Consider the following 24,353-nt stretch of genomic DNA (forward strand, 5'->3'; position numbering starts at 1 on the left):
TGAACATGGATTTATTCTCCTATCAGGAAGAGCGGGATCCGGGGATGCGCCTGCTCGCCGATCGGATGCGCCCGCGCAATCTTGACGAGTATATCGGCCAGGAGCATATCGTCGGTCCGGGCCGCCTGCTGCGGCGGGCAATCGAAGGGGATCGCATTTCTTCGATTTTGCTGTACGGGCCGCCGGGATGCGGGAAGACGACGCTGGCCAATATTATTTCGGAGCGGACGCAGGGAGAGTTCGTCCGCCTCAATGCGGTAGACGCCTCGGTCAAAGACGTGCGCGCGGTCATCGAGCAGGCGGAGAACAACCGCAATCTGTACAATACGAAGACGATTTTGTTCCTGGACGAGGTGCACCGCTTCAACCGGTCGCAGCAGGACGCGCTGCTGCCCGCCGTCGAGAAGGGAACGATCATCTTCGTCGGCGCCACGACGGAGAATCCGTTCCACCACGTCATCGGGGCGTTGATGAGCCGGTCGACGCTGTTCCAGCTCAAGCCGCTGACGAAGGAGCATTCGCTCATCGCGATGCGGCGGGCGCTGGCCGATGCGGAACGGGGTCTCGGCTTCATGAAGGTGGAGGCGGAGCCGGGAACGCTGGAGCATATCGCCGCGATGGCGAACGGCGATATCCGGCGGGCGCTTAACGCGCTGGAACTCGCGGCGATGACGACCTCGCCGGAGGCGGACGGAACGGTCCGCATCACGATGGAGGTCGCGGAGGAGTCTGTCCGCCGGCCGCTCGTGCAGGCGGACGAATCGGTTCAATACGATGTGCTGTCCGCCTTCCACAAGAGCATCCGCGGCTCCAGCGATGCGGCGCTGTACTGGTTCCTCTACGCGGTGGAGAAGCTCGGCATGGATCCGATGACCTTCATCCGCCGCCTGACGGTCGCCTGCAGCGAGGATATCGGCTTGGCCAATCCGCAGGCGATGGTTCAGGCGGTCAGCGCGATGGAGGCGTATCACCGCATCGGGTGGCCGGAATCGAAGTATATTGTCGCCCAGGCGATTCTGTTCGCCGTTGAGAGTCCGAAGTCGAATTCGATTCCGGCGGCCATCGCCCGCGTCATGGCGGCCTTCGACGACTATCCGTCGGCTCCTGTGCCGCTTCATCTCCGAGATGCGCATTATAAGGGAGCCGAGAAGCTCGGGCACAAGGGCTACAAATATCCGCATGATTATCCCGGACATTACGTTGAACAGCAATATTTGCCGGATTCGATCCGCAATCGGGTCTTCTTCATGGCGAGCGAGCAAGGGACCGAGGCGAAGATGCGCCTGAATCAGGAACGGAGACGCCAAGCAAAGCCGGATAACGGGGACTAAGGGTGGAGCAGGTTCCCGCAGATGACCGGCTCCAAGCATCCAGAGGCCGAACAGACAGCATTCGGAAGGGAGAGGGAAGTATGACGGCCAAGCATACAGACAGAGCGGGGGCCGCAGCGATGCGGAGAGCGGCGGGAGCCGCCGTCGCGGCAGGGGGAAGCGCAGGAGCCTGTCTCCGCTATGGCATCGGCCTGCTGCTCCCGTTCGACCCGTCGGCAGGCTTCCCCTGGGCGACATTGGCCGTCAACCTGGCCGGCTGTCTCTTTCTCGGCTGGTTCTTCACCTGGCTGCATGAGCGGCCCGGCCTGTCGCCGCTATGGAAGCCGCTGCTCGGAACCGGGCTTACGGGGGCAACGACGACGTTCTCGACCTTCGCGGTCGAGGCGCTGGACCTGTTCGCGGCCCAGCGGTATGCCGTCGCGGTTATCTATTTGACGGCGAGCATCGGCCTCGGACTGAGGCTGGCCTGGCTCGGCATGCGCTGGGCGGCGCGGTCCAAGCCGGCAGGCGCATGCGAGGAGGGACAGCGATGAATATGCTGTGGGTAGCCATTGGCGGGGCGTGCGGGGCCTGGAGCCGTTATATATTGGGCGCTTATATTGCAAGGCGGGCAGGCAGCCGCTTTCCGTGGGGGACGCTGCTTGTCAATTGGGGCGGCTGCTTCCTGCTTGGCCTGTTGGCCGGGATGCGTGAGGCGCTGCCCGCTCCGCTGTACGTGTTCGCCGCGGTCGGATGGTGCGGGGCCTTTACGACATTTTCGACTTTCAGCTTCGAAGCATTGACGCTATGGAAGGACAAGCAGCGCGGCCGCTGCGCGCTGTATCTGTTCCTGACGGCGGCCGTCGGGCTCGCCGCTGCGGCGGGGGGACGATGGCTGGCCGGTCTGCCAGGGTAGCGCGGGCCGCATCGTCAAGCGCAGTATCGATGAAATTGAAAAGAAAATGGAGGAGTCGACATGTTCCAAGCGAGGCATTCCCTAACGGGACGGTATAAGATTCAAAAGCTTATCGGAGCGGTTATTGTAACGGTATCGGTGCTCGGGGCCGCCGGATGCAGCGCCGGCGACGCCGGACATGCCGTGACGGGGAAGCCGGAAGCGGCAGAGCGGCTAATGCCGAACGGAGATCTGCGGCAAACGACGGCATCCGCGGATCAGCTTCCGCCTTTTATGGACGATAAGAGCGAGGAGATGCAATTGATATACAAGCTGGCGGCCGCCAACCATGAACTGCTCGCCTCGATGCCTTGCTATTGCGGCTGCGGAGAATCGGCAGGACATCAGAACAATCTGAACTGCTTCGTCGCGGAGATCGAAGAAGACGGAGCCGTCGTATGGGACGATCACGGCACCCGCTGCGGCGTATGCCTCAATATCGCGGTAGAGGCTTCGAAGCTGAAGAGCGAAGGGATGAGCGACATCGACATCCGCAACGCCATCGACGAGAAATACAAAGAAGGATATGCGGAGCCTACGCCTACCCCGATGCCGGCCGCATAAGCGGGATGCGCCGATTCGCGTGATGTCAATTTCCTTGAAACGCCATGTTTAAATTGAGCCGCTTTGTCATATCCTACAGGCAACAGCTTGCCAACATATGAGGATATGTTCATTCCCCGTCCGGAGCCGGAATATACAGGGGATGGACCAAAGGACAAAGGAGAGACAATGATGGAATATTTCCTGGGAAAAGATCTGGATCCTGAAGTGCTCGAGCATGTATCGCAAACCTTCAAAGCGCTGGGAGATCCGACGCGGATTCGGATATTGTCCATGCTGGCCAAGGAAGAATGCGCCGTGAACCAGCTTGCGGAGACGCTGCAGCTGTCCCAATCGGCGGTATCCCACCAGTTGAAGACGCTGCGGGCGTACCGGTTTGTCCGTTACCGGCGGGAAGGACAAAATATATTATACATTTGCGACGACGACTATATTATCGGATTGTTGAATGAAGCGGTGCGGTATGCTTCCAAATTATAAAAAAGGCCCGTTTCCGAGCAAAACGGGTGATAGGACGCCGTAGAGGTGGAATATACTTAATGTCAACCGGGCGCACGGCAAGGGGATGCCGTTTCATCGGTTTTTCGGGCCGTGCCGCCATTTGACGGTTATGTACTTTCTTATATAATGTTCTTAATGCAATTATTTTCTGATGATGGGGAGGTGTACCTGTCTGTTCCGATGACGGGAAGACAGGGAAGGTTTGGATGATCCGTTACCGATAGGCTTAGGCATTTTTTCGGTTCTATTTCTTGTATTTTTGAACGGTTTCTTTGTCGCCGCCGAATTCGCCATGGTGAAGGTGCGCGGCAGCCGGATTGATACGCTGGTGCAGGAAGGCAATGCGAAGGCGCGGTTCGCGCAGCATGTGACCGATCATCTGGACGCGTATTTATCGGCTTGCCAGTTGGGCATTACGCTTGCTTCACTCGGCCTGGGCTGGATCGGGGAGAAGACGGTGGCCCAGCTCCTGAAAGAGCCGCTGGAGGCGATTGGCCTCGGCGAGGTCGTCTTGCACACCGTATCGACGGTGATTGCGTTCATCATTATCACCGTGCTTCATATCGTGCTCGGCGAGCTGGCTCCCAAATCTCTGGCCATTCGCAAAGCCGAGGCGATTACGTTGTTGACGGCGGCGCCGCTCCGTTACTTTTACAAGATCATGTATCCGTTCATCTGGCTGTTGAACGGAACCGCGAACCTGCTGCTGAAGTTATTCGGTATTCAGCCTGCTTCCGAGCATGAGTCGGCTCATACGGAAGAAGAAATACGCATTTTGATGAAAGAAAGCTACAAGAGCGGTCTGATTGACAATACCGAGCTTGCCTTGGTCGATAACATTTTTGACTTCACGGAGACGCATGCGCGCGATATTATGATTCCGCGCACGGATATGGTCTGCCTTTATGCGCAGAATTCATTCGAGGAGAACAAAGAGAAAGCAATTACGGAAATGCATACACGCTATCCGGTGTGCGACGAGGACAAGGACAATATTATCGGCTTTGTCCATATCAAGGATTTGGTGAAGGCGCCGCCGGGGATTGAAGATATACGCCAAGTGATGAGGCCGATGATGAGCGTGCCGGAGTTGATCTCCATCAGCGCGCTGATGAAGATGATGCAGAAGAACAAGGTGCAGATTGCCTTGCTCATCGATGAGTTCGGCGGAACGGCAGGTCTGGTCACATTGGAAGATATTATGGAGGAGATCGTCGGCGAAATTCAGGATGAATTCGACGAGGAACGGCCGCAGATTGAGAAGCGGGACGAGTCGAATTATTCGATTGACGGCCGCTTGCTGATCGAGGAAGTGAACTCCTATTTCGGCACCGATATCGTATCGGACGATTATGATACCATCGGCGGCTGGATCTACGCCCAGGTGGAAGTGCCGCCGCGGGTAGGCCAGACCATCGCGGTCGAATCTCAGTTCGAGTTCATCGTGGAGGAGACCGATCATCTTCGCATCGCGCGGCTGCATGTCCGCAAGCTCGATGCGCCGGCCCGCGACGAAGTCGATACTTCGGCCTCGACGACCGTATAGAATGAACAAATCCCCCCTTGCTCCGGGAGCGAGGGGGGATTTGTCATCTATCGGCTGCCGAACGGAGCCCGGTTGCGCTTAGTACTTGAGCTTATGAACGGCGTCGATCGTTCCTCCGCCCAGGCAGACCTCGCCGTCATAGAACACGACGGCTTGTCCCGGCGTAACCGCCTTCTGCTGCGCGGCGAACGTCACTTCATAGGTCCCGTCGCCGCTTCGCTCGACCGTGACTTCCTGATCCGGCTGCCGGTAACGGAACTTGGCCGTGCAATGCAGCTTGTCCGGCGCATCGCCCGCGATCCAGCTCACGTCGGCCGCTCGCAGCCCGGTCGAATACAGGCTTGGATGGGCTTCGCCCTGGACGACATACAAAATATTGCGGTCGAGATCCTTTTCGGCTACGAACCAAGGCTCGCCGGTGCCCGAACCGCCGATGCCGAGGCCTTGGCGCTGTCCGAGCGTATAGTACATCAAGCCGTCATGCCGGCCCTTGACTTCTCCGCTCCGGATGTCGATCATGTCCCCGGGCTGCGCCGGCAAGTATTGGCTCAAAAACTCCTTGAAATTGCGCTCGCCGATAAAGCAGACGCCGGTGCTGTCCTTTTTCTTCGCGGTGGCGAGTCCGGCTTCTTCCGCAATCCGGCGCACTTCCGGCTTCGGCAGATGGCCGATCGGGAACATGGCCCGCGCGAGCTGCTCCTGGTTCAAGGCATTCAGGAAATAGGTCTGATCTTTGTTGCGGTCGATGCCGCGAAGAAGCTTCGCTTGGCCGTTCTCCCGCACGACGCGGGCATAATGGCCCGTGGCCACGTAATCGGCCCCGAGATCGAGCGCTTTTTGCAGGAACTCTCCGAATTTGATCTCCCGGTTGCACATGACATCCGGGTTCGGTGTCCGTCCGCGCCGGTACTCCTCCAGGAAGTAGGAGAATACCTTGTCATAATATTGACGCTCGAAGTTGACCGTATAATAAGGGATGCCGATCTGCTCGCAGACCCGGCGCACGTCTTCGGCATCATCCTCGGCGGTGCAATGTCCGAATTCGTCGGTATCATCCCAGTTTTTCATAAATATGCCGATTACATCGTACCCCTGCTGCTTAAGCAGCAAGGACGTTACGGAGGAATCGACGCCCCCCGACATGCCGACGACGACACGGGTATGGGCATTCGCAGTTGTCATGATATCACCGTCTTTGCTGCGGGCCGGCCGGTTGAGGCGCTTGAAGCCGCCCCGCTGGCCGCAACCCGTCGATTTGTAGTATCACTCTATTGTAACATATTCGGCTGAAACTAGGCGGGGGAAAATAAACGTTCAACAAAACGATGCCCCGTATGCTCTAGTATGGGCTGCTTTATGTCTGTGATACACCCTCGGCCTTATCGGGTGCAGAAGGATCGTTCCCGCTAGTCTTTTGTTCTCCCGAAGGAGTAAATTTCAAGCTCCCGAATGCGCTGCTGAATATTGTCCATGTCAGGCGTTGCGGGAGCGTCTTCCTGCAGCAGCTCCGCGATCTGCGCCTGCAGCTCTTGGATGATTTGGTTGTAGGTCTGATAATCCTTAATAATCAGGTCCAGATATTCGTTCACCTGATCTTCATCATACCCTCGAAACGTGCGGTCAAACTCTTGGTTATGTATGTCGAGCGGAGTGAACCGGACACCGAGCTCCGTCGGCCGTAAGGTCGCTAATTTTTCATTTATCAACGAGCGCCATTCCTTTCCCGTGAGGTAAGATATGTAATTTTGAATGTTGCATAGGAACAGTATAATCGAAATCCGTATGGAACAGAAACACCTTTGTATGAGTCTCGTTGCTGGAGCTGTGCCTCTACAAACAAGAGTGTCGAAGCGCCGACAAACAACTTTTGGGCTCGGTAATCCAATGACTCATCTCTAGTGGAATTCACATGTAACCACTTTAGGCATTGACAAATGACGTTTTGATTCGGTACGTTATCCATAGGAATCTCCTTTGTTGAGGCGTTTTATGGATAACGCTTAGGGTAACTCAACAATAGGAGATTTCTTTATTTTTGTCCACGAATATAGTTCAATAAGTTACAAATATAGAGAATTATAGGGTGAAAATTTTCGTAAAAAGATTGATGCAACGCTAGTGTACCAACATCATTAATAATGTATCTCCGAAGAGTATCCTTGTCACTCACTTTTGAAGCAGTATAATAATTGGAACCGATGTGATAATTAATAGACCGTGCCATATCAGGAGATGTAGTTCCTTTGTATTTTTCTGTATTCATCCCATACGACTTATTCTTCGGATCCCAGTCTGCTGCAAGCTTTGATTGATGTGGAGTTGCCCAACGATAGTTGATTAACGCTAAAGCGCTTGCAGGACCACAATTCAGAACGAGCCGTGATCAACGCTTCTGCCTCATGCCCCCTCATTCGGATTGAAAATACCTGCATATTTCAGGCTGTTGAGAAAGTCCAAGGGATTTTTTTGCACTTCATTTTTTATGTGGAGGATCTCGTCTCTCAGTAGAAAAAATCGATTTAAAACGCGATGGGTGCCAAGTTTTGAGTAGGAAAATGGACAATCTCCACCCCTTCGTAAAAAACAGGGGTTTTCCAACGGCCTGAAAACTGCACCATTTCCCTAGACACGTCTATCCGGTAAGCGAAATCCGCAAAACTGCACGATTTCTCCAGACACGCCTATTCGGTAAGCGAAATCCTGCGTAAATACAGCAATTCGATATGGACGACTTTCCCAGAAAGGAATCCTGCAAAACGGCAGGAATTTCACCCGTTTCGCTTCGACTTGAAGCAAAAGGGCCTAAAATGATGTAGATTTGCAGCAATTACTCGGGATGTGGACTCATTGAGCCGAAATTCCTGTAAAATAGCAGCAATTCCCTCCACACGTTCAAGCCCCAGAAGGCAACGATGCCTACAGAAGGCAATGATGCCTCCTGAAGGCGATGATGCCTTCTGGATCCGACGCGGTCTCTTGGATCCCGTAAAATCAGGCCGTTGAGAAGTCTATGGGAATTTTCGCCACTTCATTTTTTATATGGTGGATCTCGTCTCTCAGTAGAAAAATCGACTTAAAACGCTCTGAGTGCCAAGTTTTGATCAGGTAAATGGACATCTCCACCCCTTCGTAAAAAACAGGGGTTTTCCACCAGCCTGATATTTCGAGTTCTATTTCTTTCTTCATCTTGCTTCTCGGATGCAATTTTGCTCTTTTTTTTGCGAAATTTCAGAATTCGACTAACTCAACCCGTCATTTTCGTTATCTTTTTGGTGCTACTAGTCTTAACTCTGTTTAAGTAGTTCTTTTTTTGAAGCTGCAATATGTAAGAGTCAAGTTCCTGACTAAGTATAACTACATGCTCATCACTTAGGCTTTTCATATTGCCAACTGCTCTTGTTAAACGTTGACGCAACTCTTCAACCTTTTGCAAAATTAACTGTTCTTCCGCATGAGTGAGCATTTAGACTGCATTTCCCCCTTTCTCACTAAAAAATATACTTGAGGTTTCTTGGATTCCCTAAAATTATCCACCAATAAAACTTTTCGACATATTCAACTAAAATAAGACAAAAACAGAGTTCGAAAAAAGAAGGGTCAAATCGAAATTTGCCCTTCCCCCTGCATATATGATTTTACAATTTGTTGCTGTGCCCATTTGGGTAATATAAACACGATTAAATTAAAACAATCATTCGCTCTAATACGAGAATCGACATCTATATAGTGCAGTACGCTTAACGTGTAACAGTCAATCGCATCTTCATATTTTTTCATCAATATGTAATAGCCCGCCTTCAATTTAAAATATAGGGCTAATTCAGATTTTTTAAATGGCGTGTGATAGTGGGCATTCAGAATTCGGGATTCATCGTCAATTAATTGTTCTATAGCATCAATATTTTGATCTTGGAGGTATAACTCAAGAAGCTCGTTCACGACATGGATCGCATTATTGGGCGAGGACTGTTCCAAGCAGATGAGGAGTTGCGATATGGCCTGTTTGCTATTTCCTTTTCGCCCCGCTATACAAGCCTCATTAAGTGCAACGTTTTCTTGAATCTCTGCGAAAGGATACTTTTTACATTCATATAGATACTGCTCCGCCAAAAAGTAATCGCCTAAATAGTAATAGGAATTGCAAATAAGGAGCAGGGCACGCGCCTTCGTAAGGTCATCGCTCTTATACTTTTTGCCGATAGGGAGACACAGTTCGATACACTTCTCATAAAGCTGCAGCGCGTAGGCATGAAACCCCAGCTTGAAGTGCAGCAACACCTTATCCTCTTCCGAGAAAAAATTGATGTAATTCAGCAGGTAGGTTCCGGTTTGGAAAGTGAGATCCAGCTTGCTGAAATCATTTCGTTGAATCAAGTACGTCTGGAATAAAGCTTTGGCCAAATAAGGCTGTATACCATGCTCTCTGGCGTAGGTTGTGATAAGTTGGAACAATCCAAGTCTGACCGTGACATCGGTTACAGACTCTGCCATGTTGTATAATTCCGCAGTTAGGTCATAGCTGTCCGTGCCGTCGCATTCCAAAAACCGGACAGCAATCTTCTCGATGACCTCTACGTCACCTGTCCGAATCGCTTCCTGCAGCAAAGGTTGCAGAACACTCTTGCGTCTCTCCTTCACAAGGTAATGACTCACGACATCTGCATATGGAACGTACAAGGGGGAAGTCAGCGCCAGAACGGTAGCCAATTCAGGGCGCTTTGTTTCCCCTCTTTCGATTTTCGATATCGTTCCTTTGGGAATGCCAGATAAGGTCGACAACTGACGAAGCGTATACCTTGCCTTCTTCCGATACTCGTATATTAATTCGCCGACGAGTCTTTGTTCCGAACTCACAGAATCACCTTCTTTCGAACTGCGAATTGCATGAATACGCTATCATCACATATATCAACAATTTACCATATATACCCTATTATGTGAACATGCATGGATCGATGCAGAACTTTATCCGAATACCCTGTCAGATTATTGTCCATAACGGAGATAGTTATGTTACGATATACGGGGTGCCTTAATCGGAATACATTGAATTGGACAGGAACAACCAATAAATGAGGTGTAACAATGAAAATATCAACAAAGGGCCGTTACGGGCTGACGATTATGATGGAGCTGGCCAGGAGCTACGGCGAGGGCCCGACTTCCTTGAAGAGCATCGCGGAGAAGAACAATCTCTCCGAGCATTATCTTGAACAATTGATAGCGCCGCTCCGCAACGCGGGCTTGGTCAAAAGCATACGGGGAGCCTACGGCGGATATATATTGCCGGAGAGCCCGGAGCAGGTCACGGCAGGCGAAATTATCCGCGTGCTCGAAGGCCCGATTTCACCGGTCGATTTCACGGAAGAGGACGATCCGGCCAAGCGCGATCTGTGGCTGCGCATTCGCGACAGCATCGCTCAGGTGCTTGATTCGACAACGCTTGCGGATCTGATCTCGTACAAGGATGAGAACGTGCAGGAAAGCTATATGTTCTATATTTAACGATCGCGAGGGAAGCGAAATGGAACGAATTTATTTCGATCATGCCGCGACGACGCCGCTTCACCCGGAGGCGGCGGAAGCGATGATCGCGGTCATGCGGGACGTGTATGGTAATGCCTCCAGCGTTCACGCGGCCGGCCGCGAAGCGACCGCGGCCTTGACCCGGGCGCGGGACGGCGTCGCGGAACGGCTCGGCTGCCGGCCGCAGGATCTCGTCTTTACGAGCGGCGGGACGGAGAGCGACAACGCGGCCCTGTTCGGCGTGGTCCATGCCGCCTGGCGGAGACACGGACGGGAACGTCCGCCTCATGTCGTGACGACGGAAGTGGAGCATCATGCGGTGCTCCACGCTTGCCGTTATCTGGAGCAGCTCGGAGTGGAAGTGACCTACGTCGCGCCGGACGAGACGGGCCTTGTCGCGCCGGAGCGCATTCGGGAAGCGCTTCAGCCGAATACTTGCCTGGTGAGCGTCATGACGGGCAACAATGAGGTGGGCACGCTGCAGCCGATTCGGGAGATCGGCGAGCTGGTGCGCGAGCAGGGGATTGTGATGCATACCGACGCCGTTCAGGCGCTGGGAGTGCTGCCGTTCCAACTGACGGATTGGCCGGTCGACATGGCCAGCTTCTCCGCCCACAAGATCAATGGTCCGAAGGGAGTCGGCTGCTTGTATATCCGTCAAGGGACGGAGTGGGAGCCGATGCTGCACGGGGGCAATCAGGAGCGGAAGCGCCGGGCGGGGACGGAAAATGTGGCCGGAATCGCGGGGTTCGCGGCGGCGCTTCGCGTAGCTGAGAACGAACGGGAGAACAAGGTACGCCAGACCAAGCGAGTGAGGGCGAGGCTCTGGTCGAAGCTCGTGGAGGGATTGGGAGATCGGGTCGCGTATAACGGGCATCCGGAGCTGCATCTCCCTCACATTCTCAATGTGAGCGTGCTGGACGTTCCGACAGAGACGCTGCTGATGAATCTCGATCTGGCAGGCATCATGGCAGCCAGCGGATCCGCCTGCACTTCCGGTTCCCTGGAAGTATCGCATGTGCTCGAAGCGATGAAGCTCTCCGAGCTGCGCAAGAGCACCGCCGTTAGATTCAGCTTCGGATTGGGCAATACTATTGAGCAAGCCGATATTGTGTCGCAACAAATTGCAACCATCGCCAACCGCGTCCGTAATAGAAATTAAGAAGTTCCTCAGACCGCATCAAGGGGCGGGATCCGCGGCGAATGGAGCGCTATCGGCGGAGAGGCGCGCCTGTGCGGCGCACCCGCATGTGCCATGAACCGAAGGAGGGTCCCCTGAATGAAGTTGCTGGAGCTGATCGGCCTGCCCGTGTTTGATATCGGTACGGGCAAGCAAATTTCCAAAGTAAAAGATATCTGCATCACTCCCGATTGGGAGATTACGCATCTTCAGCTTGTCAGCCGCGTCCGCAAGCAGGACATGCTGGTACGGTGGGAGGATGTGACCGCCTGCGGGGATGACGCGGTCATGATTGCGAGCGGCGAAGCCGTGCAGATGACGGACAGCGCCACGCTGGAACGGTCATTTCTGTCGGGACAGGCGGCATTGAAGGGATTGCCGGTCATGACTTCGGAAGGCTCCCAGCTCGGATGGGTCGCCGATGTTTATTTTCAGCCCAATATGGGTAACCAGATAACAGGTCTGGAAATTTCAGACGGCCTGCTTGCGGACCTTCTGGAAGGAAGACGGCAGATTGAAGGAATGAGCCGCTTAAAATGGGGCACCGATGTAATCGTCGTGGAAGAGAGCGGAAGCGCAAGTGCACAATCAAATTAGTCTAATGGACGGAATGGTGAAGAACGATGATGCGATGCCCGAATTGCAATTCCAAAGATATCGGGAAGATTGGCGCCCACCAGTTCTACTGCTGGGGATGCTTTATCGAGTTGACCGTTAACGGCGATAAAATGTCGGTGTTCCAGGTGGAAGAAGACGGGACGTTGAGCTCGCTCGACGATTTATTTTTTGGCGATGAGTTTATGACACCGCCTTATCCGGAAGCGCATGCTTCTTCATAACGGAATGGACACAAGTCAGAATAAAGCGAACAAAAGCGTTCATGCTCCGCCTCGCGCGGTGCATGGGCGCTTTTTGCCGTTCCGGCGGCTGCCCGGCTGTGACCGATCTCATATTGCGGGCTTCCTCATTTGTAGATAATACATATTGTGTCTTTTTCTAAATACTCATACTACATATAGTGTTTTAGAGTGTTGAAATATCAATAGAGACGATATGGAAGGGTGGAGTAGCGATGACGATCATGCCGCGATTGCGCGATGCGAACGTTGCCGAAGATAGTGCGGGAGGCGCCGAACCGATGCCTTGGACATCATGGGGGAGCGCACGGAAGGGGGATGGCCGAGCGCTGCCGGAGCATCATCCGCTGACGGCGTCGCTGCACGAAATCGTACAGGACGCGGATTCGGATCTGATGCGCGAAAATGCCAATGTGGACGGCCGCTCGCCGATGGGCATCATGAGCAAGATGGCCAGCGAATGCTCGCGCTGGTATGCGATAAATTATTTGCTTGCCCCGGAAGCGCGGGAAGCCGTGGAGGATAATTTGCTGTATCCTCACGATCTTGATTTCTATGCGTATGGAACGACGACCTGCTGCCAGATCCCGCTCGGACAGCTCTTGAAGCGAGGCTTCAATACCGGCCATGGCCATATGCGGGAGCCGCAGGATATCAAGAGCGCGCTCGCTCTCGCTTCGATCATTTTGCAGGCGAATCAGAACCAGCAGCATGGCGGACAAGCGTATCCCGCCTTCGATTACGATCTGGCCCCTTATGTAGGCAAGACGTTCCGGCGCCACCTGGCCTATCTGGAATCGCTGCCGCTGCAGCCGGAGCTTGACCGGGAGCAGGAAGCGTGGCGCCTGACCGAGCGCGACGTGTACCAGGCCTGCGAAGCCTTCATTCATAATGCCAATTCGATGCATTCGCGCGGCGGGGGGCAAGTTCCGTTCATCTCGATTAATTACGGCACAGACACGTCGCGGGAAGGGCGCATGCTCATCAGACAGCTGCTCCTGGCGACAAGAGCGGGTCTGGGCAAGGGAGAGACGCCGATCTTCCCGATCCAGATTTTCAAAGTAAAAACCGGCGTTAACTTCGCGGAGCGGGACCCGAACCGCGATCTTTACGAGCTGGCTCTGGCCACGACGGCAGAGCGGCTGTTCCCGAACTTTGCCTTCCTGGATGCGCCCTTCAACAAGGAGCATGACGACGGAACGCCGGAGAGCGAGGTCTGTTACATGGGCTGCCGCACGCGGGTCATGGCCAATGTGAACGGCCCGTCGACGCCGCAGGGACGCGGCAATTTGTCCTTCACCTCGCTGAATCTGGTGCGCATGGCGCTGCTGGCCCGCACGAAGGACGCTTTTTTCACCCTGCTGGATGATATGCTCTCCATTGCCGTGAGACAGCTTGCCGCTCGCTATGAATATCAAGGGCGGAAGCGGGCTCGCGATTTCGCTTTCCTGATGCAGCAGGGCGTCTGGCGCGGCAGCGAACGGCTTGAGCCGGAGGACGAGCTGCGCGACGTCTTGAAGCAGGGCACGCTCAGCGTCGGCTTCATCGGGCTCGCCGAAGCGCTGGTCGCCCTGACCGGGTGCCATCACGGCCAGTCCGAGGAGGCGCGCCGGCTCGGTCTCGAGATTGTCGGCCATATGCGCCGGCGGATGGACGAAGCCGTGGCCGCCACCGGGATGAACTATTCGCTTATCGCGACCCCGGCAGAAGGGCTGTCCGGCAAATTCACGAAGCGCGATCGGGAAGATTTCGGCCGCATTCCGGGCGTGACCGATCGCGATTACTATACGAACTCATTTCATGTTCCGGTCTATTATCCGATCAAGGCGTATGACAAAATCCGCATCGAAGGGCCATACCATGCTTTGTGCAACGCCGGTCATATTACCTATGTCGAGCTGGACGGCAGCGCCAAAGCGAATCCGCAAGCGCTCGATCGGATTGTGCGCGCGATGGCAGAGCACGGGATCGGCTACGGATCGATGAACCATCCGGTCGACCGCTGCCGCCGCTGCGGCCATCAGGACATGATCGAGGATGCATGCCCCGTATGCGGCGGCGCCGAAGAGGACATTGAGCGCATTCGCCGCATTACCGGTTATCTGGTCGGCGATATGAGCAAATGGAATTCGGCCAAGCGCAGCGAGGAGAGCGAGCGGGTGAAGCATCGATGAGCTTGCGCGTGATGTCGATACTCCATGACAGTGTCGTGGACGGCGAGGGGTTAAGGACGGTCGTGTTCGTCAGCGGCTGTCCCCACCGCTGCCCGGGATGCCACAATCCCAGCTCCTGGCGCAGCGACGGCGGCACCCTGATGAGCGTCGAGGCGGTGGCGGACGATGTGCTCTCCAATCCGCTTACCGATCTCACCTTGTCGGGCGGCGAGCCGTTCCTCCAGGCCCGGGGGCTGGCCAAGCTGGCCCGCATCGTCAAGGAGGCGGGCCGAACGGTCTGGTGCTACACGGGCTATACGGTGGAGGAGCTGCTGCAGGACGGAACCCGGGATCAGCGGGATCTGCTGCGGCTGACGGATGTGCTCGTGGACGGTCGGTTCCTGATCGAACGCCGCCGTCCCGGCCTTCGCTTCCGCGGCAGCGACAATCAGCGCATCTGGAAGATGAGGAACGGCCGGCCGGACGAGTTAATTTTCACTTAGCTACACATACTTTACTGTATGATGCTCGTCCGAACGGAGTGTGGAATACAGTGGAGCGTTTTTGGAAAAACAAGCTGTTCGTCTATGGCGTATATGTGCTGCTCGCTTTGTTCATCCTGTATTACTTGTACTTGTTGAAGCCGCTTCTCGGCAATGTATACGGGATTGTAAAGTCGGTGGTTGCCCCGTTCCTCATCGCGATGATTATCGCTTATGTGCTCAATCCGGTCGTCAATATGCTGTCCGAGCGCAAAGTTCCCCGGCCGATCGCGGTGCTGCTCATTTATGCGGTATTCATCGCCTGCGTCACCGTGCTGCTCATCAATATGATTCCGATGATTATGAAGCAGTTGGAGGAATTGAACGAGCAGATGCCTCACTTCAATGCGAAGGCGGCGGAGCTGATGGACGGGCTCAGCGAGTCGTCTCTCATGCCGACGTCGGTCCGGAGCAGTCTGAACGACTGGATTTACGGCATGGAGCAGCGGGTGGGCAAGGTGATCACGGAATTTATGAACAACCTCGGCGATATGCTCAACATCCTTATGATGGCGCTTATCGTTCCTTTTTTGATTTTCTATATTTTGAAAGACTTCAATGTGTTCGAACGAACCGTTATCGCCTATATGCCGAAGACGCACCGCAAGCATATGGTGATGATGCTCAAAGAAATCGATAATGCGCTCGGCAGCTATATCCGGGGGCAAGTCCTCGTCTGCGCCATTATCGGGGTGCTGGCTTATATCGGCTACTGGCTGATCGGACTGCCTTATCCGCTGCTGCTGGCGCTGTTCGTGGCCATCTTCAATATTATTCCGTATCTCGGACCGTATTTCGGAGCGGCTCCTGCCCTGATCGTCGCTTCGACCATGTCATTGAAAATGATGATTTTCGTCATTGCCGTCAATACGGTCTGCCAAATTCTCGAAGGGAACATTATTTCCCCCCAGGTGGTTGGCCGGACGCTGCATATGCATCCGCTCTCGATTATATTTGCCCTGCTCGTCGGAGAACAGCTCGCCGGCATCATCGGAATGATTTTGGCCGTACCGGTGTTTGCGGCGCTGAAAGTCGTCTTGTCCCATGTGTTCACCTATTACGTGCGGCGCAAAACGGTATGACCGAAGTCGGGAGGACTATAGCAGTAATCGAAGAGCAGCGCCGGAAATGAACAGGCCCCAGCCGAACTTTTGACCCCCTACCTAAGATGTGAAATTGTTAAGGCCTCTCTCTGGCGAACAACAATTCGTGCCCCGCTTGCGTTAAAGAAAGTGGGTGCGGCGAAGGAGTACCGCCGTACGGCATATCCGCATGGATACATCGGTCGGTTCGACCAAAGGAGGGGTTCACACGTGAAAAGAGCAGTGGCCGTCTTACTCACGGCGGCAATGGCGATGGAGCTGTCCATCAGCACGGCCTTGGCGCAGTCACCCGACGAAGTTGCTCGCGCAGATCAAGGCTGGCATATCATTATCGTTGATTCCGTCACGCCGCGTTCCGGCTCGGAAGACATCGACATTCAACCGCAGCTGACCATGGAGTTCCGCGAGGCGGTAAGCAAGGGCAAGGGACATATTACGATCAAAAAGCGGAGCGGCGAAGCCGTCGAGACGATTGCGGTGGAAAGCGATCAGGTACGGCTCGACGACAAACAAACCAAGGCGGTCGTTACGCCTTCGGTCAAGCTGGATTATCGCACAACGTATACGGTGCAGGTCGACTACAGTGCCTTCACGAACGAAAATGGGGCATTCCTTGGCATTTATGATCCGGCGGTCTGGTCGTTCACCACGAAGGCGGAGCAGGGCATTCCGGTGCTGGAGCAGCTGTCGCCCGCCCGTGGACAGAAGGATGTGCGCTCCGATGCGAATCTCGTCCTGACGTTCAATGAACCGGTATGGAAGGCGGAAGGCAGCGTTCTCATCAAAACGGACAAGGACGGCAAGGTGCATGAGGCGGTCTCCGTGTCATCGAACCGGATTAGCGGGGACGGCACGAAGACGATTACGATCGATCCGGTGCTGGATCTGAAGCCGGATACGGAATATATCGTGGAAATTACGGCAGGCGCCTTGCGCAACGGCACCAAACAGGCCTATCCCGGGCTGCAGGGCGACAACGCCTGGCGGTTCGCCACGGGCAAGCAGGACGTAACGGCGCCGGTGCTGGTCTCGGCTTCGATGCAGAGTGCCGATACGATCCGGCTGACCTACAACGAGCGGCTTGACCCCGCATCGGTACCGCCGCCATCCCGCTTCTCTGTCACGGTCAACGGAGACTCGCGGAGCGTCGCCAATGTGGCGGTAGCGGGAAGCGCCGTCGACGTGAAGCTGAAGAGCGGGATCGCCTACGGTCAAGACGTGCGGATCAGCTATACGCCGGGCAAGGACCGGAATATTCAGGACGCTGCCGGCAACGCCGCAGCCGCGCTTGACCGGACGCCGGTCAGCGATACGACGGATGCGACGCTGCCGAAGCTGCAGCAGGTGACGGCCAAGGGGACGCAGGTCGTCTTCGAGTTCAACAAAGAGCTTGATGCGGTTTCGTCCAAGGCCGCTGAGCAGTTCACCGTCTGGGTGGACGGCAAGACGAGAGCCATTGCCCGCATTTCCCAGGACGGGCGCAAGGTGACGCTGTCGCTGCTTCACCTCATTACGAACGGCCAGGTCGTGAAGATCCGGTATGCGCCTGACCGGTATCCGCTGAAGGATCGGGCCGGCAATCCGGTACCCGCGATAAGCGAGCAATATGTGCGCAATCTGAACGACACGAAGCCTCCGGTGCTGGAAGCGGCCGAAGTGAACGGCAGCCTGCTGCGGCTTGTATATAACGAAGGGCTGGCGGCGGATCAAGTGCCGCATCGCAGCCATTATTCCGTGCTCGTGAACCGGACGGCACGCTACGTCCATGCTGTTCAGATCCGGGGGAACGTCGTGGAGCTGGCGCTTGATTCCAGCGTCTCCGACCATGACGAGGTAACGGTATCCTATGCGCCGGCCGAGCCCCGTCTGAGGGATTTGTCGGGCAATGCGGCCGCCGCCTTCACGCTGGCGAAGGTCGCGAACAAGACGGACAACGAGGCGCCGGCGCTGCGCAGCGCCTCCGTCAAAGGCGCCACCGTGACGCTGACTTTCACGGAGAAGCTGCGGGAATCGCCGGCGCCGGCGTCATCCCAGTTCTCCGTTCAGGCGGACCATGCCGGGATGCGGGTGAAGAGCGCCTCCGTCCAGGGCGACAAGGTGACGCTCGCGCTCGAAGAGAGCGTGAACCCGTACAGCGCCGTAACGGTCTCCTATGCGCCGGGGACGAATCCGCTGCGGGATCTGAACGGCAATGCGGTCTCCTCGTTCGCCAACGCGGCGGCAACGAATGAGACGGACGGCTCGGTGCGGCCCGGCGACCTTCAGCCTGCTTCGTATGACTGGTTCCTTGACAGCGGATGGTATGTGCTGTCGAGCTCGGCGGCGGATACGGCCTCCGCTCGCTCGCGCTACGGCCAGTCCGTCAAGCGGTATACGCTGCCGGCCAGCAAGTTGAAGTCCTCATTCGACTATGTCATGCATAACGGCTCGCGCAACCATCTGGCATTCGATGTGCCGGTCTCCGAGCGCGCGGCGATGGTGGCCGTTCCGCTGTCTGCGCTGAAGGATGTATACACTAAAAGCGAGCGATGCCGTCTTCTCGATCCGGTACGGCGACATCCTGTACTCGGTGCCGCTTCGCGAGCTCGACTTCAGCCGGCTTGAGCGCGAGTGGGGCGGCAGCGCCGCCTATCTGCTCCTGCAGGCGGAGAAGGCGTCCGGGTCGGACGCGTCTGCGCTTACGAGCTATCTCCAGGCGACAGGGGCGAACATCCGCGTGCAGCCGATCGACTTCTACACTTCGACCTACGCCGGATCGGCCGGCCCGCGGGCGCTTGACGCGCAGCTTGATTACAAGGTGCGCACGACCGGCTATGTCGACAGCGGCAACGCTTCGGCTGTCCGGTACGATGCCGCTCTGGCGAAAGCGGGCTTCGTGCCGACCGTGATGAAGCAGGCAGCCGGAGTGACGGTGTTCGGCTTCCAATTCAGAGGCAATCAAGCGGTCGCGATGATGGACCGCAGCAAGGATTTCCAAGATATTCGAAGCCATTGGGCGCGGGAAGCGATCCGCGAGCTGGCTTCCAAATATATTATTGAAGGCGTCAGCTCCACCGCCTTCGCGCCGAACGCGAACATTACGCGCGCCCAGTTCGCGACGCTGCTCGCCCGTGCGCTCGGGCTGCAGGGCGATGCGGGCGCAGCCGGCGGCTACCGTGACGTGAGCACGTCCGGCAAGCTGGCGCCGTATATCGGCGCGGCGACGAAGGCTGGCATTATCGGCGGCTTCGAGGATCGGACCTTCCGGCCGAACGAGTCGATCACCCGCGAGCAGATGGCCGTCATGCTGGTGCGCGCCATGGATTATGCCGGCTATGCCGTTACCGCCGATCCGGCGGCCCTGAACCGGTTCAAGGACCGCAACAAGATCGGACGCTATGCCGTGACCGGGGTCGGCAAGGCGGTGACGAGCGGCATCGTGCAGGGCATGACGTCGACCACCTTCGACCCGAAGGGCACGGCGACGCGGGCGCAAGCGGCCGCGATGCTGAAGCGGATGTTGGAGCAGATTAAATATTTGGGCTAGCTGGCGCTTTTGTTGCAGTGCGCTTGGCTTATGGCGCCCTTGGGCGGCCGTCGGCCCCCTGTCGAAGAGAGAAGGCTTCGGCAGGGGGCTCTTTTTGCGTGGGGAGCGGCGACCGGAGCAAATGAACCGGCTCCGGGCGCAGAACTGGAGCACTGATTCCGAAGTCGCGCTGGCGATTTCCTGTCTCGAATGCACATCGTGGTACACCCAATTGAAAAAAGCTGCACGGGTGCAGTTTTTTTATCACTTGCGTGATGAATTCGATAGAATTGCTGCATAACTGCATCCTTTCGCCGGATTTGGCCTAAAACAAGCGAGAAAAATGTGAAATTGATGCATCCTGGCAGGATTTTTTCTTTTCGGTGGGGGGATGCGGGGAAAAGCTGTAGTTTTGCAGTGCTTTTCGGCGTCGTAAGCAAGTCCCCATAGCCGAATCTGGCAGGTCCAATGACACTCGCCCGGGACGGCGCCGGCCATCGCTTCAGAAATCGGAATCGGACGCGGCTTCAGACTGGCTTCCGTGGAGCAGCGGAATTATTGACAAGCGTCTCCGGTTTATTTATACTATGTTATCGGATAAATAGGCACAAATAGGCATAAAGCGAAGACAAAACCCATAGTAGGCTGCAGCCCTTGATCCAGAGAGAAGATTCCGGCATCGATTTGAGGAGCCGGGTGGAAGAATCTTCATCGAGAAGAACAGCTGAACGCTAGTTTTGGAGCGTGAACGAACTTCACCGGGTCGGACCCGTTATCAACGCTAAGGCGATCGCCCGCTGGACGGCCGCCGGACACCGCGGCATGACTGAACGACGAGCCGCCCGTCCGGGGACGGTCTCTTGCCGGGGGATAACCAGGGTGGTACCGCGATGGATTCAATCGTCCCTGATTTCTCAGGGGCGATTTATTTGTATATGGGGCGATTCAATCAGTCCGTGCTGAAAACCGGCTTTTTGAAGTCTCATTATAAGGGGCCTTGGCAGCGGCAGACCAAGAACGGCTTCCTCGCAGCCACCCCGGGCTATAAGAATAACTTTGTGATAAATGGAGGCGTCAGTACGCATGAAAGCCAGTGAGATTCGCGCAAAATGGTTGGAATTTTTCGAAGGCAAAGGCCATCATATCGAGCCGAGCGCTTCGCTCGTCCCGCATAACGATCCGTCCTTGTTATGGATCAATGCCGGCATGGCGCCGCTCAAGCCCTATTTCGACGGGCGCGTGAAGCCGGACAACCCGCGGATCGCCAATTCGCAGAAGTGCATCCGCACGAACGATATCGAGAATGTCGGCAAAACCCGCCGTCACCATACGTTTTTCGAGATGCTCGGCAACTTCTCCATCGGCGATTATTTCAAGGAAGAAGCGATCACCTGGGCATGGGAGTTCCTGACCGACAAGCGTTGGATCGGGTTCGATCCGTCCCGGCTGTATGTCACGGTCTACAACGAGGACGAAGAGGCATACAAGCTGTGGAGTGAGAAAATCGGGCTGCCGGCGGATCATATTATCAAGACCGGCGACGACAACTTCTGGGATATCGGGGAAGGGCCTTGCGGTCCTTGCACGGAGATTTTCTACGATCGCGGCGAGAAATACGGCACGCTGGAGAACGATCCGGAATGCTATCCAAGCGGCGAGAACGAGCGCTATCTTGAAGTATGGAATCTCGTATTCTCTCAATTCAACCACGACAAGGACGGCAGCTATACTCCGCTGCCGAACAAAAATATCGATACCGGCGCAGGGCTCGAACGGTTCGCTTCCATCCTGCAGGATGTCGATTCGAACTTCGATACCGACTTGTTCCAGCCGATTATTCAGGCTACCGCCCGCATTGCCGGCGTTACTTACAAGGACAATGAGAAGCGCGACATCGCGCTGAAGGTGATTGCCGACCATGTGCGCACGGTGGTGTTCGCTGTCGCCGACGGCGTACTGCCTTCCAATGAAGGCCGCGGTTATGTCATCCGCCGCTTGCTGCGCCGGGCGGTCCGCTATGGCAAAGTGCTCGGAATCGACCGTCCGTTCCTCGTCGAACTCGTTCCGCATGTCGGCGACGTGATGGGAGGGTACTATCCGGACATTGTCGAGAAGCGCGAGTTCATCGAGAAGGTCATTCGCAATGAAGAGGAGCGCTTCCACGAGACGCTGGCCGACGGCTTGGCCATTCTCGGGGAAATGGCGGAAGCCGCTCGGGCGGAAGGCCGGACGCAGATTACCGGCGCGGAAGCGTTCAAGCTGTACGACACGTACGGCTTCCCGCTTGATCTGACGGAGGATTATGCCTCCGAGCACGGGTTGACGGTCGACCATGAAGGCTTCGATGAAGCGATGCAGGCGCAGCGCCAACGGGCCCGTGCCGCGAGACAGGACGGGGCAAGCATGAAGATTCAGGGCGGACCGCTGTCGGAGTTGACGATTAAAAGCGAATTCGTTGGTTATAATGAGTTGGTAACCCAATCCAACGTGGTCGCGATGTTCGCTGCCAATGAAGCCGTCGAGGAAGTGAAGGCGGGAGACACAGGCCAGATCGTGCTCGATCGCACGCCGTTCTACGCGGAGAGCGGCGGACAGGTGAGCGATGGCGGCACGTTGACCGCACCGGGGACGGCAGCCGTCGTGGAAGAGGTGTTCAAGGCGCCTCACGGACAGCATGTGCTTGTCGTCCGGGTAACGGAAGGCTCGCTCCGCATGGGCATGACCGTGCAGGCGGCGGTCGCCCGCGCGGAACGGGAAGACATCGTGAAGAATCATACCGCGACCCATCTGCTGCACAAAGCGCTGAAGCAGGTGCTCGGCGAGCATGTCAATCAGGCCGGCTCCCTGGTGGAGGCGGAGCGGCTTCGCTTCGACTTCACGCATCTGGGCGCTATCCAACCGGATGAGCTGCAAGAGATCGAGCGCCGCGTCAACGAGCAGATTTGGAACGGCATCGGCGTCCTTATCGAGTCCAAGCCGATTGACGAAGCGAAGGCGATGGGCGCGATGGCGCTGTTCGGCGAGAAGTACGGCGATATCGTGCGCGTTGTCCAAGTGGGCGATTACAGCATCGAGCTCTGCGGCGGCTGCCATGTCCGCAACACGTCGGAGATCGGATTGTTCAAAGTGGTGAGCGAGAGCGGGATCGGCTCCGGCGTCCGCCGTCTGGAAGCCGTTACGGGCCGCCACGCTTATCAGTATATGGAGTCCCAATTGGATCTGCTGAAGCAGGCGGCCGGCCTGTTGAAGGCGAACGCAGCCGACGTGCCGAAGCGAGTCGAGGCGATGTTCGCCCGCGAAAAGGAGCTGGCGCGCGAGAATGAATCGCTCAAGGCGAAGCTGAGCAGCCTGGAAGCGGGTCAACTTGCCGACCGGGTCCGGTCGGTGGCGGGGATTCCGGTGCTGGCGGCGCAGGTTGACGCCGGCGGCATGGACGCGCTGCGCACGACGGCCGACGAGCTGAAGGCGAAGCTTCCAGGCTCCGTCATCGCGCTGGCATCCGCAGCCGACGGCAAAGTGAACCTGGTCGTCGCCGTCGCCCCGGAGCTGGTGAAGCAAGGATTGCATGCCGGCAAGCTGATCAAGGAGCTGGCTTCCGTCTGCGGCGGAGGCGGCGGCGGCCGTCCGGACATGGCCCAGGCAGGAGGCAAGGATCCGGCCAAGATCGACGAGGCGCTTCGTCTGCTGGACGAGCTGGTGGCGAAGCAGGCGGAAAGCGGCAAATAGGGCTGTTGATCCAGCGGGTTGGAAAATAGTAAAATAAGAGCAAACCCGCCGCTTCATCGTTTCGACAAAAATTTATTGAATAAGACAGGCTATGAAGCGGAATATTTTCGCGTTTGTTCGGGTATGTGTTATGATAAGAGTAAAGCGAGGTGTCGGCGATGAATTCCATGGATAAGACGATGAAGTTCAATGTGAAGGCAGAGGAACAGGAGGCATCCAGCCAAGATATATTGCTGTCTGTCTACGATGCCCTTGTCGAGAAGGAATACAATCCCATCAACCAAATCGTCGGTTACCTACTATCCGGGGATCCCGCTTATATCCCGCGGCATAACAATGCTCGAAGCCTGGTGCGGAAGAAGGAGCGGGATGAATTGATCGAGGAGCTGGTGCGCTTCTATCTCAATCATCACCGCTAAGAAGCGTACGGGCTCCCGAGTTCATCGGAAGCAGACATAGGAGACGATAATGAAGATTCTCGGCTTGGATTACGGGGACCGCAAGATCGGGGTCGCGGTCAGCGACGCGTTCGGCTGGACGGCGCAAGGCCTCGAAGTCATTGTTCGGCGGAAGCCCGAAGACGACCTGCGCCGGATTGGCGACATCATCAAGGAGCACGGCGTCGAGGAAATTGTTATCGGATTGCCGAAGAACATGAACGGAACGATTGGACCGCGGGGCGAATTAAGTATGACATATGCTGAAGTCTTGAAGCAGTCGTTCGGATTGCCCGTTCACCTGTGGGATGAGCGCTTGAGTACGGTATCGGCGGAGCGCGCTTTGCTCGAAGCGGATGTAAGCCGGAAGAAGCGCCGACAAGTCATTGATAAGATGGCGGCAACCATAATTTTGCAGACGTATCTTGACTATCAATCAAGAAGGTGA

General features: G+C 56.0%; 22 protein-coding genes and 1 pseudogene. 19 read left to right on the plus strand and 4 right to left on the minus strand.

What is annotated here, in order from left to right:
* Positions 1-5: 5 nt before the first annotated feature.
* The 6 genes from ABD76_RS07700 to ABD76_RS07725 all read left to right on the plus strand — a co-directional run bounded on the left by ABD76_RS07700 (position 6) and on the right by ABD76_RS07725 (position 4,876).
* Positions 6-1,331: a replication-associated recombination protein A gene (locus ABD76_RS07700; protein ID WP_197255761.1), complete on the plus strand. Its 1,326-nt coding sequence runs from the start codon at positions 6-8 to the stop codon at positions 1,329-1,331.
* Between the two features lie 80 nt (positions 1,332-1,411).
* A complete protein-coding gene (gene crcB / locus ABD76_RS07705) occupies positions 1,412-1,864 on the plus strand; it encodes a fluoride efflux transporter CrcB (protein ID WP_242069434.1) in 453 nt (150 codons plus the stop codon).
* On the plus strand, positions 1,861-2,226 hold the full coding sequence (gene crcB / locus ABD76_RS07710; RefSeq protein WP_197255709.1) for a fluoride efflux transporter CrcB: 366 nt from the start codon (positions 1,861-1,863) through the stop codon (positions 2,224-2,226). The genes crcB (ABD76_RS07705) and crcB (ABD76_RS07710) overlap by 4 nt, the downstream gene beginning before the upstream one ends.
* 60 nt (positions 2,227-2,286) lie before the next feature.
* Entirely contained in the window at positions 2,287-2,829 is a 543-nt protein-coding gene (locus ABD76_RS07715; protein WP_197255711.1) for a PCYCGC motif-containing (lipo)protein, read from the plus strand.
* A 171-nt stretch (positions 2,830-3,000) separates the two neighbouring features.
* Positions 3,001-3,309 carry an ArsR/SmtB family transcription factor gene (locus tag ABD76_RS07720; RefSeq protein ID WP_006679667.1) on the plus strand — a complete coding sequence of 103 codons (309 nt, stop codon included), beginning with the start codon at positions 3,001-3,003 and terminating at the stop codon, positions 3,307-3,309.
* Between the two features lie 223 nt (positions 3,310-3,532).
* Positions 3,533-4,876 carry a hemolysin family protein gene (locus tag ABD76_RS07725; RefSeq protein WP_197255713.1) on the plus strand — a complete coding sequence of 448 codons (1,344 nt, stop codon included), beginning with the start codon at positions 3,533-3,535 and terminating at the stop codon, positions 4,874-4,876.
* Positions 4,877-4,954: 78 nt separating this feature from the next.
* On the opposite strand, the gene mnmA is transcribed toward ABD76_RS07725, so the two are convergent.
* The 4 genes and pseudogenes from mnmA to ABD76_RS07745 all read right to left on the minus strand — a co-directional run bounded on the left by mnmA (position 4,955) and on the right by ABD76_RS07745 (position 9,730).
* Positions 4,955-6,058 (minus strand): tRNA 2-thiouridine(34) synthase MnmA, encoded by a 1,104-nt coding sequence (gene mnmA / locus ABD76_RS07730; RefSeq protein WP_197255715.1) that lies wholly within the window; start codon positions 6,056-6,058, stop codon positions 4,955-4,957.
* Positions 6,059-6,387: 329 nt separating this feature from the next.
* A pseudogene (locus tag ABD76_RS31400) lies at positions 6,388-6,579 on the minus strand (DivIVA domain-containing protein); the annotation flags it as partial.
* Between the two features lie 1,541 nt (positions 6,580-8,120).
* Entirely contained in the window at positions 8,121-8,339 is a 219-nt protein-coding gene (locus tag ABD76_RS30180) for an aspartyl-phosphate phosphatase Spo0E family protein (RefSeq protein ID WP_197255719.1), read from the minus strand.
* Positions 8,340-8,473: 134 nt separating this feature from the next.
* Positions 8,474-9,730 carry a helix-turn-helix domain-containing protein gene (locus ABD76_RS07745; RefSeq protein WP_197255721.1) on the minus strand — a complete coding sequence of 419 codons (1,257 nt, stop codon included), beginning with the start codon at positions 9,728-9,730 and terminating at the stop codon, positions 8,474-8,476.
* Positions 9,731-9,961: 231 nt separating this feature from the next.
* Between ABD76_RS07745 and cymR the strand changes: the two genes are divergently transcribed.
* The 13 genes from cymR (at position 9,962) to ruvX (ending at position 24,353) form a co-directional block, all read left to right on the plus strand.
* The gene (gene cymR / locus ABD76_RS07750; RefSeq protein WP_006679671.1) at positions 9,962-10,381 is read left to right on the plus strand and encodes a cysteine metabolism transcriptional regulator CymR; all 420 of its coding nucleotides are present in this window, start codon (positions 9,962-9,964) and stop codon (positions 10,379-10,381) included.
* 19 nt (positions 10,382-10,400) lie between these two features.
* Positions 10,401-11,564 (plus strand): cysteine desulfurase family protein, encoded by a 1,164-nt coding sequence (locus ABD76_RS07755; RefSeq protein ID WP_197255723.1) that lies wholly within the window; start codon positions 10,401-10,403, stop codon positions 11,562-11,564.
* Between the two features lie 117 nt (positions 11,565-11,681).
* Positions 11,682-12,179 (plus strand): PRC-barrel domain-containing protein, encoded by a 498-nt coding sequence (locus tag ABD76_RS07760; RefSeq protein ID WP_197255725.1) that lies wholly within the window; start codon positions 11,682-11,684, stop codon positions 12,177-12,179.
* 26 nt (positions 12,180-12,205) lie between these two features.
* Complete coding sequence (locus ABD76_RS07765) at positions 12,206-12,421, plus strand: hypothetical protein (RefSeq protein WP_006679674.1); 216 nt, start codon at positions 12,206-12,208, stop codon at positions 12,419-12,421.
* A 233-nt stretch (positions 12,422-12,654) separates the two neighbouring features.
* Positions 12,655-14,613: an anaerobic ribonucleoside triphosphate reductase gene (locus ABD76_RS07770; RefSeq protein WP_197255727.1), complete on the plus strand. Its 1,959-nt coding sequence runs from the start codon at positions 12,655-12,657 to the stop codon at positions 14,611-14,613.
* Complete coding sequence (nrdG, locus tag ABD76_RS07775; protein WP_197255729.1) at positions 14,610-15,095, plus strand: anaerobic ribonucleoside-triphosphate reductase activating protein; 486 nt, start codon at positions 14,610-14,612, stop codon at positions 15,093-15,095. Before ABD76_RS07770 ends, nrdG begins: the two co-directional genes overlap by 4 nt.
* 50 nt (positions 15,096-15,145) lie before the next feature.
* Complete coding sequence (locus ABD76_RS07780) at positions 15,146-16,216, plus strand: AI-2E family transporter (protein WP_197255731.1); 1,071 nt, start codon at positions 15,146-15,148, stop codon at positions 16,214-16,216.
* 231 nt (positions 16,217-16,447) lie between these two features.
* Entirely contained in the window at positions 16,448-18,841 is a 2,394-nt protein-coding gene (locus ABD76_RS07785) for a SwmB domain-containing protein (protein WP_338125071.1), read from the plus strand.
* A complete protein-coding gene (locus ABD76_RS29355; RefSeq protein WP_242069435.1) occupies positions 18,744-19,763 on the plus strand; it encodes an S-layer homology domain-containing protein in 1,020 nt (339 codons plus the stop codon). The genes ABD76_RS07785 and ABD76_RS29355 overlap by 98 nt, the downstream gene beginning before the upstream one ends.
* An 869-nt stretch (positions 19,764-20,632) precedes the next feature.
* A complete protein-coding gene (locus ABD76_RS07790; RefSeq protein WP_197255733.1) occupies positions 20,633-20,839 on the plus strand; it encodes a hypothetical protein in 207 nt (68 codons plus the stop codon).
* A complete protein-coding gene (gene alaS, locus ABD76_RS07795; protein WP_197255735.1) occupies positions 20,826-23,468 on the plus strand; it encodes an alanine--tRNA ligase in 2,643 nt (880 codons plus the stop codon). The genes ABD76_RS07790 and alaS overlap by 14 nt, the downstream gene beginning before the upstream one ends.
* A 158-nt stretch (positions 23,469-23,626) precedes the next feature.
* Entirely contained in the window at positions 23,627-23,887 is a 261-nt protein-coding gene (locus ABD76_RS07800; protein WP_006287029.1) for an IreB family regulatory phosphoprotein, read from the plus strand.
* Between the two features lie 49 nt (positions 23,888-23,936).
* Positions 23,937-24,353 carry a Holliday junction resolvase RuvX gene (gene ruvX, locus ABD76_RS07805; RefSeq protein ID WP_168182240.1) on the plus strand — a complete coding sequence of 139 codons (417 nt, stop codon included), beginning with the start codon at positions 23,937-23,939 and terminating at the stop codon, positions 24,351-24,353.

The organism is Paenibacillus dendritiformis (genome assembly GCF_015845845.1).
Classification (GTDB): domain Bacteria; phylum Bacillota; class Bacilli; order Paenibacillales; family Paenibacillaceae; genus Paenibacillus_B; species Paenibacillus_B dendritiformis_C.

Coding starts and splice junctions, on each gene's coding strand:
- ABD76_RS07700 (WP_197255761.1), top strand. CDS start 6: ATGGATTTATTCTCCTATCAGGAAGAGCGGGATCCGGGGATGCGCCTG.
- crcB (WP_242069434.1), top strand. CDS start 1,412: ATGACGGCCAAGCATACAGACAGAGCGGGGGCCGCAGCGATGCGGAGA.
- crcB (WP_197255709.1), top strand. CDS start 1,861: ATGAATATGCTGTGGGTAGCCATTGGCGGGGCGTGCGGGGCCTGGAGC.
- ABD76_RS07715 (WP_197255711.1), top strand. CDS start 2,287: ATGTTCCAAGCGAGGCATTCCCTAACGGGACGGTATAAGATTCAAAAG.
- ABD76_RS07720 (WP_006679667.1), top strand. CDS start 3,001: ATGGAATATTTCCTGGGAAAAGATCTGGATCCTGAAGTGCTCGAGCAT.
- mnmA (WP_197255715.1), bottom strand. CDS start 6,058: ATGACAACTGCGAATGCCCATACCCGTGTCGTCGTCGGCATGTCGGGG.
- ABD76_RS30180 (WP_197255719.1), bottom strand. CDS start 8,339: ATGCTCACTCATGCGGAAGAACAGTTAATTTTGCAAAAGGTTGAAGAG.
- cymR (WP_006679671.1), top strand. CDS start 9,962: ATGAAAATATCAACAAAGGGCCGTTACGGGCTGACGATTATGATGGAG.
- ABD76_RS07755 (WP_197255723.1), top strand. CDS start 10,401: ATGGAACGAATTTATTTCGATCATGCCGCGACGACGCCGCTTCACCCG.
- ABD76_RS07760 (WP_197255725.1), top strand. CDS start 11,682: ATGAAGTTGCTGGAGCTGATCGGCCTGCCCGTGTTTGATATCGGTACG.
- ABD76_RS07765 (WP_006679674.1), top strand. CDS start 12,206: ATGATGCGATGCCCGAATTGCAATTCCAAAGATATCGGGAAGATTGGC.
- ABD76_RS07770 (WP_197255727.1), top strand. CDS start 12,655: ATGACGATCATGCCGCGATTGCGCGATGCGAACGTTGCCGAAGATAGT.
- nrdG (WP_197255729.1), top strand. CDS start 14,610: ATGAGCTTGCGCGTGATGTCGATACTCCATGACAGTGTCGTGGACGGC.
- ABD76_RS29355 (WP_242069435.1), top strand. CDS start 18,744: ATGTATACACTAAAAGCGAGCGATGCCGTCTTCTCGATCCGGTACGGC.
- ABD76_RS07790 (WP_197255733.1), top strand. CDS start 20,633: ATGGATTCAATCGTCCCTGATTTCTCAGGGGCGATTTATTTGTATATG.
- alaS (WP_197255735.1), top strand. CDS start 20,826: ATGAAAGCCAGTGAGATTCGCGCAAAATGGTTGGAATTTTTCGAAGGC.
- ABD76_RS07800 (WP_006287029.1), top strand. CDS start 23,627: ATGAATTCCATGGATAAGACGATGAAGTTCAATGTGAAGGCAGAGGAA.
- ruvX (WP_168182240.1), top strand. CDS start 23,937: ATGAAGATTCTCGGCTTGGATTACGGGGACCGCAAGATCGGGGTCGCG.